The organism is Colwellia psychrerythraea, assembly GCF_000764225.1.
Taxonomy (GTDB): Bacteria; Pseudomonadota; Gammaproteobacteria; order Enterobacterales; family Alteromonadaceae; genus Colwellia; species Colwellia psychrerythraea_D.
The window spans coordinates 100379-119425 of sequence record NZ_JQED01000029.1; the positions used below are offsets into that span (position 1 = coordinate 100379).

18 protein-coding genes are annotated in these 19047 nt (G+C 38.7%); 3 read left to right on the forward strand and 15 right to left on the reverse strand.

Annotation, left to right across the window (positions count from 1 at the left end):
* Nucleotides 1-36: 36 nt before the first annotated feature.
* The 14 genes from fliO to ND2E_RS10195 form a co-directional block, all read right to left on the reverse strand.
* Nucleotides 37-597: a flagellar biosynthetic protein FliO gene (gene fliO / locus ND2E_RS10260; RefSeq protein WP_033094002.1), complete on the reverse strand. Its 561-nt coding sequence runs from the start codon at nucleotides 595-597 to the stop codon at nucleotides 37-39.
* A gap of 43 nt (nucleotides 598-640) precedes the next feature.
* Entirely contained in the window at nucleotides 641-1033 is a 393-nt protein-coding gene (gene fliN, locus ND2E_RS10255; protein ID WP_033094003.1) for a flagellar motor switch protein FliN, read from the reverse strand.
* A gap of 307 nt (nucleotides 1034-1340) precedes the next feature.
* A complete protein-coding gene (fliM, locus tag ND2E_RS10250) occupies nucleotides 1341-2405 on the reverse strand; it encodes a flagellar motor switch protein FliM (RefSeq protein WP_033094004.1) in 1065 nt (354 codons plus the stop codon).
* Nucleotides 2406-2480: 75 nt separating this feature from the next.
* Nucleotides 2481-3035: a flagellar basal body-associated protein FliL gene (gene fliL / locus ND2E_RS10245; RefSeq protein ID WP_033094005.1), complete on the reverse strand. Its 555-nt coding sequence runs from the start codon at nucleotides 3033-3035 to the stop codon at nucleotides 2481-2483.
* Nucleotides 3036-3155: 120 nt separating this feature from the next.
* Nucleotides 3156-5180, reverse strand: coding sequence for a flagellar hook-length control protein FliK (locus tag ND2E_RS10240; RefSeq protein WP_033094006.1), 2025 nt, complete (start codon nucleotides 5178-5180; stop codon nucleotides 3156-3158).
* Nucleotides 5181-5345: 165 nt separating this feature from the next.
* Nucleotides 5346-5789, reverse strand: coding sequence for a flagellar export protein FliJ (gene fliJ / locus ND2E_RS10235; RefSeq protein ID WP_033094007.1), 444 nt, complete (start codon nucleotides 5787-5789; stop codon nucleotides 5346-5348).
* Between the two features lie 70 nt (nucleotides 5790-5859).
* Nucleotides 5860-7209, reverse strand: coding sequence for a flagellar protein export ATPase FliI (fliI, locus tag ND2E_RS10230; protein WP_033094008.1), 1350 nt, complete (start codon nucleotides 7207-7209; stop codon nucleotides 5860-5862).
* 62 nt (nucleotides 7210-7271) lie between these two features.
* Entirely contained in the window at nucleotides 7272-8060 is a 789-nt protein-coding gene (gene fliH, locus ND2E_RS10225) for a flagellar assembly protein FliH (protein WP_033094009.1), read from the reverse strand.
* 30 nt (nucleotides 8061-8090) lie between these two features.
* The gene (gene fliG, locus ND2E_RS10220) at nucleotides 8091-9146 is read right to left on the reverse strand and encodes a flagellar motor switch protein FliG (RefSeq protein WP_033094010.1); all 1056 of its coding nucleotides are present in this window, start codon (nucleotides 9144-9146) and stop codon (nucleotides 8091-8093) included.
* Nucleotides 9139-10830, reverse strand: coding sequence for a flagellar basal-body MS-ring/collar protein FliF (gene fliF, locus ND2E_RS10215; RefSeq protein WP_190277832.1), 1692 nt, complete (start codon nucleotides 10828-10830; stop codon nucleotides 9139-9141). Before fliF ends, fliG begins: the two co-directional genes overlap by 8 nt.
* 230 nt (nucleotides 10831-11060) lie before the next feature.
* Nucleotides 11061-11423, reverse strand: a complete 363-nt coding sequence (gene fliE, locus ND2E_RS10210) for a flagellar hook-basal body complex protein FliE (RefSeq protein WP_033094011.1) — start codon at nucleotides 11421-11423, stop codon at nucleotides 11061-11063.
* A 193-nt stretch (nucleotides 11424-11616) separates the two neighbouring features.
* Nucleotides 11617-12957, reverse strand: a complete 1341-nt coding sequence (locus ND2E_RS10205) for a sigma-54-dependent transcriptional regulator (protein WP_033094012.1) — start codon at nucleotides 12955-12957, stop codon at nucleotides 11617-11619.
* Nucleotides 12950-14251 carry a sensor histidine kinase gene (locus tag ND2E_RS10200; RefSeq protein ID WP_033094013.1) on the reverse strand — a complete coding sequence of 434 codons (1302 nt, stop codon included), beginning with the start codon at nucleotides 14249-14251 and terminating at the stop codon, nucleotides 12950-12952. Before ND2E_RS10200 ends, ND2E_RS10205 begins: the two co-directional genes overlap by 8 nt.
* Nucleotides 14252-14405: 154 nt before the next feature.
* A complete protein-coding gene (locus ND2E_RS10195; protein WP_052056550.1) occupies nucleotides 14406-15926 on the reverse strand; it encodes a sigma-54 dependent transcriptional regulator in 1521 nt (506 codons plus the stop codon).
* Nucleotides 15927-16315: 389 nt separating this feature from the next.
* Here ND2E_RS10195 and ND2E_RS10190 point away from each other — a divergent pair, with 389 nt between their 5' ends.
* The 3 genes from ND2E_RS10190 (at nucleotide 16316) to ND2E_RS10180 (ending at nucleotide 17479) form a co-directional block, all read left to right on the forward strand.
* A complete protein-coding gene (locus tag ND2E_RS10190) occupies nucleotides 16316-16600 on the forward strand; it encodes a hypothetical protein (protein ID WP_033094014.1) in 285 nt (94 codons plus the stop codon).
* A gap of 97 nt (nucleotides 16601-16697) precedes the next feature.
* Entirely contained in the window at nucleotides 16698-17096 is a 399-nt protein-coding gene (gene fliS / locus ND2E_RS10185; RefSeq protein WP_033094015.1) for a flagellar export chaperone FliS, read from the forward strand.
* Nucleotides 17096-17479, forward strand: a complete 384-nt coding sequence (locus ND2E_RS10180; RefSeq protein ID WP_033094016.1) for a hypothetical protein — start codon at nucleotides 17096-17098, stop codon at nucleotides 17477-17479. Before fliS ends, ND2E_RS10180 begins: the two co-directional genes overlap by 1 nt.
* Nucleotides 17480-17535: 56 nt before the next feature.
* Here the strand turns inward: ND2E_RS10180 and fliD are convergent, their stop codons facing one another.
* Nucleotides 17536-18981 (reverse strand): flagellar filament capping protein FliD, encoded by a 1446-nt coding sequence (gene fliD / locus ND2E_RS10175; RefSeq protein WP_033094017.1) that lies wholly within the window; start codon nucleotides 18979-18981, stop codon nucleotides 17536-17538.
* Between the last annotated feature and the right edge of the window lie 66 nt (nucleotides 18982-19047).

Here is a 19047-nt window from a genome sequence, read left to right on the forward strand (position 1 = left end):
GTATTGAAATTTTTATTAAAGAATATGCTTTTTACACTACGACTTTTTTGCCGAGAGAAAAGACATCATGCTTTTTGGTAACTCAGTTGCTTTCATCGTTTGTGTCGCTAATGGCGCTTCTAGTCGTTCAATTAAAGTCACTTGTTGCGCGGTAACACCTAAGAGCAATTGTTGCTCCCCCGCTTGAATCACAACCACACGTTCTTTCGCTCCTAAGGATAAACTCGTCACCAACTTTAACTGGCTAACACCTTGTTGTGTCAAGTTAAAACGTTTAAGCACAAAAGCACAAATGACTATTAATGCTAACACCATTAACAAAGAAAGTATCATGCTACCAGCATCCATATTTTCCATTACACGCCTACCGACTTCGGGGTTGTCGTTATTGAGTTCTTGTGAACTAGAGACTTGTTGAGTTAATCCTTGCTGGATTGGAATGCTATTTTGCTGAGATATCACTTGCTCAATGACGACATTTTCACTAACAGCAGGCTTAATTAACGTGCTCTGAGAACTATTTTCTTGTGCTAAAACCATTGTAGATAGTAAACAACAACTAAAAGTCAGTAATATGCGTAGTGTTTTTATTATCATGTTGATTTTATATCTCTATTTACTTCATCTTCAATAAATTGCTTTATTTTAACTTCTTAATACGTTCAACTTGACTAACAACATCCGTTAAACGAATACCAAACTTATCATTAACAACCACGACTTCACCATGGGCAATTAGCGTACCGTTAACTAATACATCAAGTGACTCGCCTGCGACTCTATCTAGTTCAACAACCGAGCCTTGGTTTAACTGTAATAAGTTTCTGATACTAATATTACTTCGACCTACTTCCATTGAAATAGTCACAGGGATATCTAAAATAGCATCGAGCTTTCTTTTTTCATCACCAGTAATTGGGTTGTCATCTGGGGTTAATTCTTCGAGGTCTACAGTTTTAGCAGCACTTGCTTCCGCTTGCTCATCTAATGCCTCATCCCACATACTTAGGTCTTCATCTTTATCGTTACTCATACCACTGGCCTCAATTTATAATTTTGTTCAAATAGATCAACTTATACCCGCTCCACTTGAAGATGCTCATTTCAGGAAGTCTGAGCGATACATAATCAAGGCGCATTTTCTTATTAAGGGTTATTCCCTTAAAAAGAAATGCAACGCTGAGTATGATTTGCTCAGCCGTCCCCAAGGGGCAGGTTTAGAAACGCTTTATACTGCGTTATTGATTTCGACAATAGAATAACTATTCTCTTCAATCAATGCATTGCCTAAAGGCGTTTCTAATTCCAGCTGAATCATGCATCTTCAAGTGGAACGGGTATTACAAGTCATCTTCTAACAGGTGAAGTTCTGCATCACTATCAAGGCGTTTACCACCTTTGGTTAAAATAGTAAGTTCAGATTTAGCTGACTCTGGTCGCCTAATTTTCGATTCGATTTTTAATGCTACATTATCTCGACTACGGCCCAACTTAGCTCTAAAAGTTGGTAAGTCTTCAATTAGCACAGTAATATTATCAGGCATTTCAATCGGTATAATATCTCCCGCCTGTAACTCCATCACTTGACTTAAGGAGATATCTACCTCAATAAACTTAGTATTTATGTTAACAGGGACATCCATAATTTCATCACGTAACGCTTTCGACCAACGCATATCGGTGTCTTCTTTATCACTTTGCACACCAGCATCTAACAACTCACGAATAGGTTCGAGCATAGAGTATGGTAAGGCTATGTGGAAATCCCCGCCGCCACCATCTAATTCAATATGAAAGGAGCTAATAACCACAACTTCCGTGGGACTAACAATATTTGCCATTGAAGGGTTAACTTCTGAGTCTAAGTATTCAAAAGAAACATCCATCACTGGTGACCACGCTTCTTTATAATCTTCGAAAACAAGCTTTAATAGCATCTGAATAATACGACGCTCTGTTGGTGTAAACTCACGACCTTCTATTTTAGCGTGATAACGACCATCACCTCCAAAGAAGTTATCTACTAAAATAAACACCAAACGTGCTTCCATAGTAATTAATGCTGTCCCTTTTAAAGGACGAAATCGCACCATATTCAAGCTAGTCGGTACAAATAGAGTATGTATATACTCACCAAACTTTATCATTTGGATACCATTAATAGAAACTTCTGCGGTTCTGCGCATCATATTAAATAAGCTAATCCTCATATGACGAGCAAAACGTTCATTAACCATTTCCAGCGTCGGCATACGGCCGCGCACAATCCTATCTTGTGAAGAAAAATCATAATCAGAGGTGCCATCGCGCGATTGTACGACATCCTCAACTATTTCTTCTTCTTCAACATCATCAACACCATGTAAAAGGGCATCAATTTCGTCTTGGGATAATAAATCACTCACTCGATAGTCTCTTCTTATTTACTTTGCTTAATGTTAACTAAAACAATGGGCGCTTCGGCCGGTAAACTTAACTAATTATTGCATAACAAAACCTGTGAAAAGTACTTTTTCAACGGTTTTATCACCTTCTACATCTGTCATGATTTTTTGCACTGCTGCCAACGATTGCTGCTTTAACGCAACTTTTCCAGCACTAGTAGCCAGATCATCGGCATTAGCTTGTGAGAACACACCTAACAAAGTACTTTCTATTAGTGGAATATGCATCTTTGCATTCTCTTCGTTGTCACCACCGCGAACGAGTAGTTGCGCCCGAATTTCGACAAAACGATCTCTAGCAGCTCCGGGGACATTAAACCGAAAAGGTCTTGGCATAGGTACATACAGAGCAGATCCTAACTGTGCCCCCGAATCAACTTTAGCTACCTCACCAGAATTACTATCTAATGCAGCATCCAATTCTGCTTGACTGGCACTATCATCGCCACCACCCATTAAGAAAAAATAAGCACCTGCACCGCCACCGAGTAAAATAACAACAGCGATAATGATGATCATCATCTTTTTCTTTTTACCTGAATTATCTAGCTCTAATTCGCCTTCTTTACCAGTATCTTTATCATCTGCCATGAGAACCCTTTAAATTATACAGTCACAAATAGTGATAAGAATAAGTGACTAATTAATGACATAGTGTTTATGAATAGACTATATCCTTGAATAGTCTTTGAGCCAATGTGTTTTCATCAATTAAGCATAGTAATCTACGCCAGTTGCAGAAGAATCGAACAATTGTGCTGATAAAACATGCTCTACCTTGTCCTCGTCATTGTTAGCGTCATTGGCAAGCAGAGAGCCGTTGTTATTATTTCTTTCTAAGCTCTGTTCATTTGCACTCTGTTGCTGATCTTGTTGTTCAACATTAGCTCCACCGACATCAACACCTTGCTCCGACAGCATATCTTTTAATTTATGCATATTTTGTTCTAAAGCATCTTTTGCTTGCTGATTTTGTACCACAAAATTAACGGAGGCTTGCTCGCCTTGCATGTTGACACGTACTTGCATATTACCAAACTCTGGCGGATCTAACGTTATATCAAATTGCTGCATCTTTTGATTAATGGTTAGCATTACTTTATCTTTTACCGCATCAGCAAAGTCTTTTCTAAAAATTGAAATTGTTTCTTGCTGAAGCTGGATATTATTTTTCTGTATTTGTACAGTATCACTGGCGACATTATGATTTAATACTTCAGAGACTTGATGTTCAAAATAGGCAGCATTACTTTGTTTTGCTTGAGTTGCTTTTACTGTTTGAGCTTGTAGGTCTGCAGCTGTACGCATGGTAATATTATCAATTACCTTACCTGTGGTTTTTACACTCGGCTCTGAGGACTGACTCTCAGCAAAAATAGCTGAGTCAATAGCTTCCTCACCTGCTTTATCTACAACTTGCTGTTCACTGCTCGCTGCCTCTACTTTTTTTTGTACTTGAGCTTGTTGTAACGCTTGTATTTGAGCTGTGGTCATCTCAGGTTGTTTTTCTTTAAGCGCTGCTGACTGATTTTTCAGACTAGGCTCAATCAATACTGCATTTGCGTTTAATGCGCGCTCTACATCTATTCTATCAGCATTGACCTTGCTTAATGGGGTGGTTGCAGTCTCACTATTATTCAAATTTTCTTTTAAGGGTGATTCTGAGTTAATAACAGTGCTTACCGTCGATTCATCAGCAACATTATCTGTACTTTCTGCTAATTCAACTGGTATATCACCTTTAAACTGAACGGCTTGACTCACTTTGTTTTTATCTTGAGTTAATTCGGCTTTACTAACAGGTTTATTAGTCGAGAGCGAAAGGTCTTCAGCTATTAATTCTCCCTCAATGTTAGCTTCAGCAGACAATGGATATAGCTCTGCATCACCTTGCTCTGACAGTTGGCTTTTATTGGCCTGTGCCGCTCCCGCTGCCAAGTCAGTTATTTTGTTTTTTGCTTGAGCTGTAACTAGTTGAGCATTAACTAACTGTTCGCTCGTAATGCTTTGACTCTTAGTCGTGTTTTGCTGTGCTTGTAACAACAATTGATAATCTTTTAATATTTGGTCATTTGATTGCGTTGCCACTGCATTATTACTTTTGATCTGCGTCCGAGCCAAAAGCTCCTCTTTTGAAAATGCACTTAACTTATGTTCAGTTGGCAGAGCTACGTTATCATCTTCAAAATTTTCCCCTGCAACGGTTCGGCTACTGGCCTGATCATCAACCAGTTTATTTTTAACAGGTATCTCAGTATTATTAACAGCAGCATTACTCGATACATCTTCACGAATCGCCTCAGATTTAGCTAAGGTTTGGTCGCTGTTATAAAGTAATGAAATAAACTGCTCAGATTCAGCTAAAGATCCATTTTTTAATGTCGAAGTCGTATCTATATCACTTTCTTTTCTCTGCTTTCCATCTAATGCAGTGTCTTCGTAGGCAAGGTTTACATCGGGTGACTGTTCAACGTCACTTTCTTGGCGATTATTAACCTCGATCACATCACTTTGTTCTTGAGCGGCAATAGTATTAGCCTGAGTTGCCGCTACAGTTTTCTCTGTTACTGTCGACTTTGTTTCATTAATCGCTTTATTTTCTTCAGGAAAGTGTTGCTCAACTAAACTAGAAAAGTCAGTTTCTTTATTACTACTCTCAGAAGAACTTGATGAATCTTTAGCTTTTAAATCAGTCTCTTGTGATAAAAAAATAGGTAAAGCATTCACTTTTTGCATAATAATCTCAGTAACTTAAATCAATTAAATCCGAAAATTAACACCGCATACCATGGGTACGGCGAATATTAAAACTCTCAAGCATTCTTTTTAACTATAGAAAATAGAGCAAAAACCATTCCACTTTCTTATCAAATGCCTGTAGATAACTCAATTTATGGAAGATTAGCGAGTTGGTCGTCGAATATATTGCTGTATGGCTATTTCATCAAACATTTTTTGTTCGGTTTTGTCTGCAGCGACAGCAATTTTTGCCAAACGTTTATCTCGTAATAGTTCAACTGCCTTTACTTTTTGTCTTTGCTTTAACCAAATACTCTTACTCTGTTCTACCAGTGCTTTGGCTTGTCGTGTCGCTATTTCAACTTGTTCCGACGCGGTATCAAGTTTGGCGATAAAGGCATGGTAATGGCTATATGTCGCACTATCTAAACCCTCTTGTGCTCTTTGACTTAAACGCTTCATGTATTCTAACCGGTAATCCGCAACTCCCTGTAAACGAGAAATATTCTGTTGATATTCATTTTCAGCTATCTTTAATTGATCAGCGCAGCGTTGCTCGTTATCTTGTTCATACTTTAAAATGGTATCAAGTTGCTTCATTGGCATATAGAGAACTCTTTATATCACTCGTTTAAATTCAATGCTTCTTTTCAAAAGTGCATATTTCAATGTTAACTTATTGATTATTATGCGCGTGTGCTGCGGCAATAATTTCTTTTAGCTGCGCAATACTTTGATCATAGGGAATAACTTCATCAATTTTTTGTTGTAAGAAAAAATTAATGACCGGTAGCACATTTATAGCTTGATCAATACGAGGATCATTACCTTTGGTATAAGCACCAATAGCAATAAGATCTTTATTTTGTTGATAAAGGGCATACATTTGTTTTAATTGTTTCGCTAACTCTTGATGATCTGGGCTAGTAACCATTGGCATTACCCTAGAAATAGAGCCTTCAATGTTTACCGCTGGATAATGCCCTGCATCGGCTAATTCTCTCGATAAAACAACATGACCATCTAAAATAGCGCGGGAGGCATCTGCAACAGGATCTTGCAAATCATCACCTTCTGTTAATACCGTATAAAAAGCCGTGATCGAGCCTTGCCCTTCACCGCCATTACCTGCACGTTCAACAAGTTGCGGAAGTTTAGAGAAAACTGAAGGCGGATACCCTTTTGTAGCTGGTGGCTCACCAACAGCTAAAGCTATTTCTCGTTGAGCTTGTGCGTAGCGGGTTAATGAATCAAGCAATAGCAATACATTTAGACCTTGGTCGCGAAAGTACTCACTAATCTGTACTGCCGTTTCACAACCTTTCAGGCGCATTAAAGGTGAATTATCGGCTGGTGCAGCGACAACAACGGCGCGTCTAATCCCTTCTTCACCTAATATTTCTTCAATAAACTCTTTTACTTCTCGGCCACGTTCACCGACAAGACCAACAACAACCACATCAGCAGTTGTACCACGGGTCATCATCCCCATTAACACACTTTTACCAACGCCTGAGCCTGCAAAAAGCCCCATACGTTGACCTTTACCAATACTTATAAAACTATTAATCGAACGAACCCCCACATCAAGCACTTCAGTGATAGCCCGTCGTGATAATGGGTTAATAGGTTTACTATCATGATGATAGTCATCATCTGCTTTTATCGGGCCTTTATTATCAAGCGGTTTACCAACGCCACTAATAACACGGCCAAGTAATCCCATTGATAAAGGTACTTTAGCTTTACTGGAAATAGGTAGTACTCGCGCACCAGGCATAACACCGCGAAGGCTTTCTTCGGGCATTAAATAGGTAATATCTTGAGCAAAGCCTACAACTTCGGCCAATAAATCACCATGAGCTGTTTCAACAAGGCATTGGCTGCCAACATGTGCTTTTACGCCAACGGCTTCAAGAGTTAAACCAACAACTCGTACTAACCTTCCAGCGACTGGCGCTTTAAAATCATGAATAAATTGTTGATTTTTTTTTAAACGCTCGGATAAGCGTGAGCTATCAACCATGGTGTTTAATTACCTTAAAAAGTACGAGGCTAAGAATGTAAAACTCAGAAAGTCCCTTGAGATTATGAGTGTTGATGCAAAGCATCTTGCATAAAAGGTTCAAGCACTTGCTTTAACCTAGCTTTCATCTGTAAATCAATATTTGAAGTACTATTTTCTATTTGGCAACTACCAGGGGGAAACTGTGGGGCCGGTAATAAACGCCAGCCCTGTTGTTGTATATGTGCAGCACCAAATTGGGCTTCAACCAGTTTAATATCACTTGGGTTTAAACATATTTGTGTTTGAGCATCACTGCTGGGTAAACTTTTAATGCCGGTAGTGATCGCAGTCATTAAAATGTCAGGGTTAGTTTTTGCTTCGTGTAAAACTACCGCTTCAGTTAATTGCAAAACTAAATTAAGTAACTGCTCTTCTACATTTTTTTCTACGCTCGCAAGTGGTTGATGCAACTGTTCAATTAAATGTTGCCAAATAGCACTTTGCTGATCAATACGTTCTTTGCCTTGTGCTAAACCTTGTTCAAGCCCCTCTTCAATACCTTGTGCCTGACCTTCTTCTAGACCTTTCGCCTTTCCTTCTTCATACCCCTTAGCAAAGCCTTCTTCTTTACCCTGACTAAAACCTTCTTCACTTGCCGCTTGTCGAATTTCTTCAATCTCTTGTGCTGTCAAAGGTTGTGGTTCAACTTCTTCCGGCTCTGGCGGCTCATATACCCAGTTGCTTTTTTTACCTAAAGCGTTTGTTTTTTCTTGCTCTTGAGCTGTGGGCTGATTTTGCACATCAGGCAAAGACCACAAATCAGTCGTTTCTTCAGATGCCTTGATAATACGAATAGTTGATTTACTCATTAAAATACCTTTTCATACCACACGAATTAATTATAAGAACTCATCGCCACCGCCGCCGCCGCCCAGCATAATCTCACCAGCATCCGAAAGTCGTCTAGCAACGGATAATATTTCTTTTTGTGCCGCTTCAACTTCACTTATACGAACAGGGCCCATAGCCTCTAAATCATCAGCCATCATTTCTGCCGCACGTTTTGACATGTTACTCATTATCTTGTCTTTTAATGCTTCGTCTGTACCTTTAATTGCCTTCATCAATGCTTCTTGCTGTACTTCTCGTAAGATAGCCTGCATACCTCTATCATCCACATCGGCAAGATTTTCAAAGACAAACATTAAGTCTTGAATTTGCTGACTCATCTCTTCATCATTTTCACGAATTGAGTCCATCAACATACCTTCAACATTAGTTTCCAGATAGTTCATAATATCTGCCGCGGCTTTTAATCCACCCATTTTCGCAGCTTGTGCACCCGCTTGGCCAGCAAACTGTTTCTCCATAATCTCATTCAATTCTTGCAATGCTGCAGGTTGTACTTCTTCTAAATTAGCAATACGCATCATTAAGTCTAAGCGTACCTTATCGGTAAACTGTCCCATAATCTCAGCAGATTGTTCTGGTTCTAAATAAGAGAGTACAATTGTTTGAATTTGAGGATGCTCATTACGAATAATATTGGCGACTTGTTTAGAGTCCATCCACTTCAATGAGTCTAATCCCTTAGCGCCACCGCCCATAACGATTTGATCAATTAAGTTACCTGCTTTATCTTCGCCCAAGGCTGCAGTTAGCGCTCTGCGAACAAATTCTTCACTTTGGAAACCAATAGTAGAGAAGTTTTGGATTTCATGAATAAATAACTTATGCACAGCGGTGATTTTTTCTTGAGTGAAATCCTCCATCGCAGCCATAACAGTACCCACTTGTTGTACTTGCTTTGGTTCTAGGTGTTTAAGAATTTGCGCGGCATCTTCTTCAGACAAACTAAGCAGTAAAATTGCTGCTTTTTCAGCGCCTTCTAATTTTTCTACATCAAAGCCTGCAGGAGCTGCGGCTAATTCACCGACTTCATTTTCATCACTCATCTTCGTTCAACCAACTTTTAACTACTTGCGATGATAGTTCTGGCTCATTTGCGACTAACGCTCGAACCGCTTTTAAGACATCTTCATCTCGATGAAGGTCGGGTAATTGCAAACTACCATCGGCAGCAAAACCAACTGCACCCGCATCAAAATCAGACGTTAGCATATCCATCGTTTCATCGCCTAAGTCAATATGACCATCTAGGGATTTATCACCATAATCATCCGGCGTCTGCTCTGGGTAAATTAAACGTTTCAACATCGGACGAACAACCGCTAAAATTAGCACGATAATAACCAAAGCACCCAAAACTAATTTAAGTACCTTGATAAACCAAGGTTGTTGCCACATAGGTAATACTGTTTCTACGCCATAATCTGGACGATTAAATGGAATAGTGACGACTTCTAATACATCACCACGTTGTAAATCAAAACCAATACTACCTTGTAATAGTCGACGAATACTGGCCGTTTCAGCTGCAGTGCGTGGTACATAACTTACTGCTGGCTCATTTGCGGCACCATCAACAGGTGCAGGTGCGGTCCCTGCCACATAATCAAGCGCTACCGAGACACTTACACGCCGTACAATGCCAGCTTGTTGTTTAGTATGACTAATAGCTTCATCAAGTTCATAGTTCTTAGTCGATTCAGAGTGTTTTCTGCTAGGCATGCTTTTCTTTTGCCCGCCTGTTGCATCTTCTGGAATAGCAGAGGCAATGGGTGGTTGGTTTGTTAAAGCTCCAGGAATACCACCAAGTGCACCACCAATGTTAGTACTTTCAACGCTCATTTCACTTCGTAGTGCCGGTAAGTCTGAATTATAACGGCGTTGTGTTTCTTCGACATTGGTGAAGTCCATTGTGATATCAACTTGCGCAGTATAGTTACCTAAACCAACAACAGGAATAAGGATACTGTCAATCTTATCCATGTACTCTTGTTCGCGTTTTTGTTCAATCTCAAATTCTTTTCTTGAGCGAGATGAAATAGAGTCCTGTGAGCCTGAGTTAAGTAAACGACCATTTTGATCAGTAACGGTAACACGATTAGGACTTAATCCTTGTACTGCTGAGGCCACAATATCAACAACAGCATCGACTTCTTCTTCCGAAAGAATCTTGCCTCGTTGCATAGTAAGAACGACTGTCGCTGATGGATTTTTTTCTCGACGGGCGAATATATTTTCGCGCGGGATAGCAAGTAATACTTTAGCCCTGCTTATACTTTTTAACTGTTCAATGGTTTTAGATATTTGCTGTTCTCTGCCAAACTTTAATCTTTCTCGCTCTAGTCGCTGGCTCACACCAAAGCCCATATCTTTCATTAGAATATCTTCACCTTGTGAAGCTTCTTCGGTTAAGCCTTCTCGAGCTAACAATAATTTTACATTTTGGTATTCATCTGCTGGCACAGAAATAGTATTATTTTCTTGTTGATACTCCACTTGGTTGGCATCTAGAAAATCCATAGTGGTAATTAATTGTTTGGTTGGTAATTTTGCTAGCACCCGATATTCTGGTTCATTAGCCAACATAATAACAAATATTGCTATAGCTAAACAAATAGCCAACGCAACAACTATGGTAATTTGGCGTAAAATATCAACACTACCTAATGAGGCAGCAAAACCTGATTTTTGCTCACCGATCCCCGCACCTTCCGCTTCGTTGGCGATCATATCGCCACCACTATCGGCAGTAACCATTGCGTTTGTATCAGACACTTTACTTCTCCGCTGTACTGTTTTTTAAGACAAAGTTTACAAAATAATCAAGGAAAGCTATTTTTACATACTCAAGTTGAACTGTGAATCAATCGTTGCGAACAAGAGGTTTAATTGATGATTCGCTAACCTATTCTGCTATTTACCTTATAATTAAAGCATCACCGCAGAGTTAGTTTGTTGAGCTATACAGGCATACTCATTATTTCTTTGTATGCTTCAACAAATTTATTTCGTATTTGCACCGTCGCATCCAAAGCGACACCTGATTTAGAAGAGGCAATCATGACTTCAGCGAGTGTGACATTACTATCACCCATTTCAAAAGCTCGCTTTTTTTCGCCAGACTCTGTTTGCAAGTCATTGACGCCCTTCAGGGCGCTGGTAAGCATATCGCCAAAATTACTGGTAGATTGATTAACTTTACCGACACTATTGCTAGCAATACCGTTAATAACATCGGCATCAATTACTGGTGGCTTGTTACCCATGGCCTGTAGCGACATATTTTGCATTTGGCTATAAAGAGAATTACTTTTGATATCCATGGGACACTCACTTTTGTCAATTTTTTAACGTTAAACAAGATATAACGGTGATTATGCAAACATAGTGCCAAAAGAATAACTAGGTGATAAAGCTCGCGTTATAGCTTGAGTATTATCTTAGGAGAGGTGCTTTCCAGGTTATCGTGATTGATAACCTGGGGATGTGACTTTATTAAGTAGCTTAATTAAATAATTAGGCAGGTATTTCAATACCTGATTCGCGCATTTTAGCAATCTTGTAACGAAGAGTTCGTGGGCTAATTCCTAAACGCTCAGCTACATCTTTTCGACTGCCATGACATGCTTGTAGGGTATCAAGAATAATTTGATGTTCTTGCAATTTAAGTTCACTACCGAGCTTATCTTCACTAGTAGTCACCTTCTCAGGCTCTGTTACTAATGCAGTATCAAAGTTTTCAATCAGTAAGTCCCCAGCATCAATCACCTGATCGGCATGTAAGATAAGTGCTCTTTGTATAACATTATCCAACTCACGAACGTTACCAGGCCAATGATAAGCATTAAGTTTACTTCTTGCTGCGCCAGAGAATTCAGGAATGGTATCGCCACTTTTTTGACAATGCAGAGAAACTAAATGTTGCGCTAAAACGAATATATCATCAACTCGCTGAGCTAACGGTAACCAAGAAAGTGGGAATACGTTAAGTCGATAATATAAATCCTCACGAAATACCCCTTCATTTACTGCATCTTTTAAATCCCGATTACTCGTAGCGATAACACGCACATCTAGGCTTATGGTTTTTCGTCCACCTAAACGTTCCACTTCACGCTCTTGCAATACGCGTAATATTTTTGCCTGTAATCCCAAGTCCATTTCAGTAATTTCATCGAGTAAAATTGTGCCGCCTTGTGCTTGTTCAAACTTCCCAGGACAAGCTTGAATTGCCCCGGTAAAAGCGCCTTTCTCATATCCAAAGAGTGTTGCTTCAAGCATATTTTCAGGAATAGCTGCACAGTTAATTGCGATGAATGGTTGGGCACTTCGTTTCGAGCGGTTGTGTACATACTGAGCTAAAACTTCTTTACCTGAGCCACTCGGGCCAAGGATCATCACAGAGGCATCGGTACTGGCTACTTTTTTAGCTAAGGTCAACAATTCTAAAGATCGTTTATCTGCAACGATAGGGTCGTTTTTATTAATTATTTTTGGCGGAATATATTGGCTAACCATATTCAGCAGTACTTGCGGAGCGAAAGGCTTAGCAATATAGTTACATGCACCATCCTGCATTGCTTGTACTGCATCATCTATGGTACCAAAGGCAGTCATCAATAATACAGGTAGATTAGCGTACTGACTTTTAATACTTTTGAGTAATGATAAACCAGACATTCCCCCCATTTGTACATCACTAATAACAATATCTACTTGGTTGCTTTTTAAAGCTAATAAAGCTGCTTCGCCCGAATCAGCCTCTATGCAAAGATAATCGGCTAAAGAAAGCGTATCCACTAACGCTTCACGTAATCCTGCATCATCTTCAACAACGAGAATTTTATATTCAGTCATGCGCAGTCTCCTCTGAAGTATTTTTTCTCTCATTACTTTGCTCTAGCAGAGGTAACTTGATAACAAAATGAGCACCTGAATTTTTACCGTTAGTATTAGTTTCATTCAGTAAACTCACCTCACCTTGATGCGCATTTACCACGGACTTAACGACTGCTAAGCCAAGGCCAGTACCTTTACTACTAGAGGTATAAAATGGCTGAAAAATTTTATCAGCCAATTTGGCATCAATGCCAAGGGCATTATCCTTAACACTTATATATAAATCATTGGTTTGACTATAAACCTGGATGTTTATCAGCGGCTCTTTGATGTTATTAACACTGCTGGCTTGCAAGGAGTTATGCAATAAATTTTGAATGGCTCCTGTTAAAGCATTTTTATTACCTAAGATTTGAAGATCATTTTCTGGCAACTGTACTTTGACCTTCATAGTGCCCTTATCTAACAAAGCCTCCATAGAACTAACCGTATCACTTATTAGCTCTCTAATATTGACAGGTGCAACTACCTGCTCTTTACCACTTTTAGAAAACAACAACATATCATTTACTTGCTGTTCTAAATCGTGTAATCGTGCATTCAGTTTTGCTTGGAACTTCACACGTGCAGGTTCTGCTAGTTTATTCGTTGATAAATTTTCACTATATAAAATAGCAGCAGATAAAGGAGTACGTATTTGATGAGCAAGCGTTGATACCATTTTCCCTAACGAAGAAAGTCGTTGCATTTGCGCTAACTTATCTTGCAATAGCCGTGTTTCCGTTAGATCAGTGATCATGATCAATTGGCCGGGCTGAGACCCTAAACTCGTAATTTCTAATTTAACTCGGCGACCATCTTTAAGGGATATTTCATGCCAATCATCTTCTCTCGGCTCGAAAGAGCGTGCGATAACATTAAACCAAGGCTGGCCAAGAATAGGTTCATCCAGTAAGTTTCTCGCAACTTGGTTTATTTTCACAACAATACCGTTACCATCAAGCATTACTAAGCCTGTAGGCATCACTTCGATTAGTTTATCTGCTAATAGATTGTAACTGAGGGATTGTTCATCCGACGACGAACAAAGAAGTTGGTGAGTACGGGCGATTGAACGTGGAGTAAAGTTATGTTTGGCACTTTGCGATGCTTGTGCTCTCAAAGCAGCTAATTCGCCAGGAAATGCTTCATGTTCAAGCAAAGAAGGCCTATTAGCCCCAACTTTATTAACTGAATGAAAGGCTGCATTAGCGTTTGTTTCAATAATGCTTGGGACTACTGTTGGTATTGCTTGCGACATAACTTGTGCCATACATAAGTACTCAATAAAAACTATCTAGTACTTACAAAGCATTTACCATGCCATCATTTATACAAGTTAAATCAACTACTTAAATAGGTTAAAATGTAAAACCATGCTTATATGTAGTGTCAATCTATTGACCTAAGCGACTAACCCCTCTCGATTACTCACTTGGTTTTTGCAAATCATATTTACGCATTTTTTCTACTAAGGTTGTTCTGCGCATACCTAGGGTTTCTGCTGCTCTAGCGACCACATAATCATGTTTAGTTAACGATTGTTTAATTAAAGAGACTTCAAGGTCTGCTAAGTGTTCCTTTAAGTTTAAACCGTCATCAGGTAATAGCGCGGCACTGTTAGAGCTCTGCTCACTATTAATATTACTTTCGACTGCTAGCTCTTCTTGCTCTTCACCATTTTCATCGTCATAATCAAAGCCACCAAATAGCTCGTTGATTGCATCATGTTCTTGCAACTCTTCAGGATATTCAGGGCTATACGCTTGCACGTCAATATGCTGATATTTATAAGGAAGCTCCGTAACATCAACTATTTGATCACCGTACATAATTAACATACGCTCAATTAAGTTTGATAACTCTCGAACGTTACCCGGCCAAGGGTGTTCCATCAATGACTCTATGGCTTTTTCAGTAAAGCGCACCGTTTTATTCTGTTCATGCTCAAAACGAGAAAGCAGCTCTTTTAATAGCAGCGGAATATCTTCTTTTCGATCACGTAATGCTGGCGAGTCAATCGGGAACACATTCAAGCGATAGAATAAATCTTCTCTAAAACTGCCCTCTTTGATCATTTCTTCTAAATCTTGATGTGTAGCAGCAACAATCCGAACATTAGCCTTAATACTTTTACTACCACCGACCCGTTCAAAAGTGCGTTCTTGCAAAACACGAAGTAGTTTTACTTGCATGGGTTGCGGCATATCACCAATTTCATCTAAAAAGAGTGTGCCACCTTCAGCTAATTCAAAACGACCTTTGCGAGTAGAAATAGCACCAGTAAAAGCACCTTTCTCATGGCCAAATAATTCACTCTCAAGTAGTTCAGCTGGAATAGCCCCACAATTAACCGGGACAAAAGCTTCGTTCGAGCGCTCAGACAAGTTATGAATATTTCGTGCAATCACTTCTTTACCTGTACCTGACTCTCCCAGTACTAAAACACTAGCGGGTGTCTTCGCTACTTGTTCAATCAAAAATCGCACTTGCGCCATTGGCTCACTAATTCCAACCAATGAACGAAATAATGCACTGGAATTAAGCTTGGTACCTTTTCGTGGTAACTTGTTGTGATATTGATGACAGTGATGAATTTGCTCGGTAAGCTGAGCATAATTTAGGGGGGCAGAAAGAGTACCTATGACATTAACATTGATAATAAGGTCGTTGGCGTCAAGTACATCATGCAAAATAAACGGAACACTCGGGTTAACTCTAATTAAAGTAGCACACTCGGCGCTTACATTGCCTGTTAAAATTACCGTAAGAATGTGACTACAATTGGTGAATTTTTCGATGGCTTGCTCTTGCGAGCAATGAATAAAGTGCTCTCCAACAAAAGCCAGTACAGTACTGAGTTGCTGGCTTCTCCCTTCGTCGTTATCAACGACTAATATTTGTTTATGACCTGTTACTACAGAGGTAGCTACTGAATTATCACTCATACTTAAGTCTTCACGGTTATTGCTAACGTGCTATTTTTAATCTTGTTTTATAGCGGTTAGGCAATTCTAGTCATTAATTAATTTTAAGCAACAAAAACTTGACGCACAGTCGTCATTATATTGTCATATATCAAGATGCGAGAATATCTAAAATGGTCAATTATATAAAATCGATAACGTTTTTTTAATGTAGCTGTATTTGCTCGAACTAATACTGTCAAAAAGTTGATAAATAGAAAAAATAGCGCTTTCCCTTCTGTTTCCTATAAAACTAAACAGCTAAAAATCAATAACTTAAACATAAAAGCAAATAACCATAAAACTGGCATAAAAAAAGCATATGTATATTTTGAATACTAACAACCATTTTTTGAAAATAGGATAATCAGATGTTGATCATAAACGGTACTGCTGAATTAATGCACGATAATGAAGAGTTTACTAAAGGAACTCGTCATGAATTCAATATGTTCTCACGAGATATGCCTTTCGAGCAGCAACTCAGCCAAATTGAAGAGTATTTAGTTAATCGTGGTTGGGATAATATCGAAGTGTTGGATAACGGCGTTATTACGAATGAAGAAGATATAACACATAGCGTCTTACAACAAGCTTATAAAAAAGCCAAAGATGAAGGTCTTGCGGTAACTGTAAATAACCAACCTTTAAACTAGTTTAACCTAACTTATTTTAGCCTAGTTAGGCCCCAAAGCTATTGTTTCAATTATATAAGTTTTCTATACTCAAGTTATAGTAAACTAGGAGGTGTCTATGACACACGCGTCACTTAAGAAGTATCAACAAACCACTAAAAGCACGGCACAGCAAGCATCACCTTATCAGTTAGTAGCAATGTTATTCCAAAAATTATTAGGTAATATTGCGACTGCGAAAGGCGCTATCTCACAAAATAATTTTGAAAAAAAAGGTACAGAGCTGTCTAATGCCATTGCTATTATTGGCGTTTTAGAAGGCTCTCTCGACTTTAAAGAAGGCGGTGAAGTCTCAGAAAACTTAGCATCGTTATATAAATTTTGTTCCGAACAATTATTAGTTGCCAGCACCAACAATGATTCTGATAAATTAGAGGAAGTAATCCAAATTCTATTGCCAATAAAAGCAGGTTGGGACTCTATTCCTCTAGAAAATCAAACTCAGGTTAGCTTTTAGTGACTAATGATATCAAAAGTTCACTTGAACAAATAAATGAAGTATCGCGACAACTATTGTCGCGAATGCTTAGCCTGTACAATCAAAGCCAAGTATCACCAGAAAGTAGTAATGAATTATTAAGCGATGAGTCAACTAGTAATAGTGAAATACTAGAAAATAAACTAACTGACTTGATGGCCAACAGAGATAGTTTGGTACGCAGTTTATTTGAGAAAAATACCCACGAAGAAATAACAAAAGAACTTAATTTATTGAACGAAATGATTTCACTTGATAGCGAGTTATCAAAGCAATCTAAAGCTTACAAACAGTTATTAGCAGAACAGGTCATTAAGCTTAAAAAAAGTAAAAAAGTTTCTAAATCTTACCAAAAATATTAACCAAAGCTTCAGTTGGTCTTCCTTGTCACCTTTTTAATATAGTAGTTCTTTGAAGATTAACTTTCCTTCCTTACTACACCTGGCATATTATCTAATTGAGCAGTAATATAACTTCCTGTTGCGGTTAAATTAGCAACGATCAAATCCATCGCATTATACTGAGCATACAACCGAGCTTCCAACGATTCCATTCTTAGACCAAACGCAACGCGATCGTCATCTAATCGATCTAATTGAGCTGTTCGACTATCAATACGCGTTTGAATAAGACCATCTGCATCAGTATAGAAACTAGTCAACTCTTTAATTGAGCTAGCAAAACCATCAGCTGAGTCAGTACCAACAAAAAGTTGTTGAACACCACTAATATCACTTTCAATTGCTTTATCCAGCTTTTCAGTGTCTAAACTCAACACACCGTAACGGTCACTTTCTAATCCAATCTCAGCTAAAGATAAGGTATTGCCATTTCCTGTATCAAAACTATTACTAAGCTCCTGTCGCAATTTGCCCATTACACCGCGTAACAACGAATCACCAGCCAAGGGGCCATTACCCGATTCTCCTGCTACACCCAGTTGCTTATTTAATTTTTGTAATTCATTATAACTTTCAACAAATTTTTCTAAACCGGGTTGGATATTACTGTTATTTTCACTGACATTAATGCTACTAATATCATCATCAACGTCATGCTGTTTTTTGACGGTAATATCGACTCCATCAATAGCATCTTTAAACTCATTAGTACCGTTAGTAACTACAAGCGTGCCATCGATAGTGATTTGAGCATCTAACGCTTTGGTAACTTCAGATAAATTTTTGATATGATTGAGGGAATCTGGGTCTGAAACATCATAAGCAAGTCTAGATAAGCCAGCATTATCAGTATTATTGCCATCACCATCTTGTACCGTGACTTTAATAGCATTTGAAAGTCCTGTTTCTTTACTCGTTAACACTAAGTGTTGGCCATCATCACCTGTTATAATCGTCGCTATAACAGAGTCATTTTTATCACTACCGACTAATGGACCATTATTTATTTGGTCTCTTAAATCTTCAAGGGTATTAGTTGGCGATAACATAGTAGAAAAACTATTTGATCCTACTTCAATAGTTACCATACCAATACCATCACTGATGTGCTCATCTGCGGCAAATGCCCCTGATGATAACTTATGAGCTTGTGCTAAGGCATCGACTTTTACCGAATAATTACCTATTTGTGCATCTTTACTTGCACTTAAGCTAACAAAGCCGTCTGAGCCCTGTGCTGTTCTCAACTGAAAGTTATCGGCATCCGCTAAATCACTAATGGATTCAGTTAAATTTTCCAAGGCTGACTTTAGTGCACCAACAGCGGATATATCAGTGGTTATTTCTGCTTGCTGTTTATTCGATCGAGAAACATAAGGAGCGGTTTCAGCGCCAACAATAGCACTAACAATTTCACTAACCTGTAAACCAGAACCTATTCCTGTAAACGTTAAATCAGGCATAAGCCCCCCTTAAAATTTTAGATATAAAAATCTATTATGACTAGACAAACAAACGATAAAGCAAAA

What these genes read in the sequence shown, in the direction of transcription:
- fliO (WP_033094002.1), bottom strand. Translation starts at nt 597, where the DNA reads ATGATAATAAAAACACTACGCATATTACTGACTTTTAGTTGTTGTTTA.
- fliN (WP_033094003.1), bottom strand. Translation starts at nt 1,033, where the DNA reads ATGAGTAACGATAAAGATGAAGACCTAAGTATGTGGGATGAGGCATTA.
- fliL (WP_033094005.1), bottom strand. Translation starts at nt 3,035, where the DNA reads ATGGCAGATGATAAAGATACTGGTAAAGAAGGCGAATTAGAGCTAGAT.
- ND2E_RS10240 (WP_033094006.1), bottom strand. Translation starts at nt 5,180, where the DNA reads ATGCAAAAAGTGAATGCTTTACCTATTTTTTTATCACAAGAGACTGAT.
- fliJ (WP_033094007.1), bottom strand. Translation starts at nt 5,789, where the DNA reads ATGCCAATGAAGCAACTTGATACCATTTTAAAGTATGAACAAGATAAC.
- fliI (WP_033094008.1), bottom strand. Translation starts at nt 7,209, where the DNA reads ATGGTTGATAGCTCACGCTTATCCGAGCGTTTAAAAAAAAATCAACAA.
- fliH (WP_033094009.1), bottom strand. Translation starts at nt 8,060, where the DNA reads ATGAGTAAATCAACTATTCGTATTATCAAGGCATCTGAAGAAACGACT.
- fliG (WP_033094010.1), bottom strand. Translation starts at nt 9,146, where the DNA reads ATGAGTGATGAAAATGAAGTCGGTGAATTAGCCGCAGCTCCTGCAGGC.
- fliF (WP_190277832.1), bottom strand. Translation starts at nt 10,830, where the DNA reads ATGATCGCCAACGAAGCGGAAGGTGCGGGGATCGGTGAGCAAAAATCA.
- fliE (WP_033094011.1), bottom strand. Translation starts at nt 11,423, where the DNA reads ATGGATATCAAAAGTAATTCTCTTTATAGCCAAATGCAAAATATGTCG.
- ND2E_RS10205 (WP_033094012.1), bottom strand. Translation starts at nt 12,957, where the DNA reads ATGACTGAATATAAAATTCTCGTTGTTGAAGATGATGCAGGATTACGT.
- ND2E_RS10200 (WP_033094013.1), bottom strand. Translation starts at nt 14,251, where the DNA reads ATGGCACAAGTTATGTCGCAAGCAATACCAACAGTAGTCCCAAGCATT.
- ND2E_RS10195 (WP_052056550.1), bottom strand. Translation starts at nt 15,926, where the DNA reads ATGAGTGATAATTCAGTAGCTACCTCTGTAGTAACAGGTCATAAACAA.
- ND2E_RS10190 (WP_033094014.1), top strand. Translation starts at nt 16,316, where the DNA reads ATGTTGATCATAAACGGTACTGCTGAATTAATGCACGATAATGAAGAG.
- fliS (WP_033094015.1), top strand. Translation starts at nt 16,698, where the DNA reads ATGACACACGCGTCACTTAAGAAGTATCAACAAACCACTAAAAGCACG.
- fliD (WP_033094017.1), bottom strand. Translation starts at nt 18,981, where the DNA reads ATGCCTGATTTAACGTTTACAGGAATAGGTTCTGGTTTACAGGTTAGT.